This is a genomic window from Cobetia sp. 10Alg 146, from assembly GCF_029846385.1.
GTDB classification, from domain to species: domain Bacteria; phylum Pseudomonadota; class Gammaproteobacteria; order Pseudomonadales; family Halomonadaceae; genus Cobetia; species Cobetia marina.
Map to the genome: position 1 here is coordinate 1 of NZ_JARWKT010000027.1, position 240 is coordinate 240.

Consider the following 240-nt stretch of genomic DNA (forward strand, 5'->3'; position numbering starts at 1 on the left):
TCTGAGTCAGGCTCCCCTCGACGAGATTCCTGCCAGCCTGATGCCCTGCGTCGTGTTGCTGGAAGACGGCAGCAGCCGCGTACTGCTGGCCCATGAGGCGTCGCATCAGTGGCCTGAAACGTCGAGCATCGAATCGAGTGGCGAGTCGAGCACCGAGTCGAGTGCCGACACGAGCGACACCCCGACAGACGATGATACGGAAGCAGCCCCCAGCGGCCCCGCCTATCAGTTGCTCGACCC

1 protein-coding gene is annotated in these 240 nt (G+C 64.2%); it reads left to right on the top strand.

Annotated features, from left to right (window positions below; all coding sequences use genetic code 11):
* Positions 1-240, top strand: a 240-nt coding sequence (locus QD172_RS17310) for a hypothetical protein (protein ID WP_279856367.1), incomplete at both ends; no start/stop codon positions are given.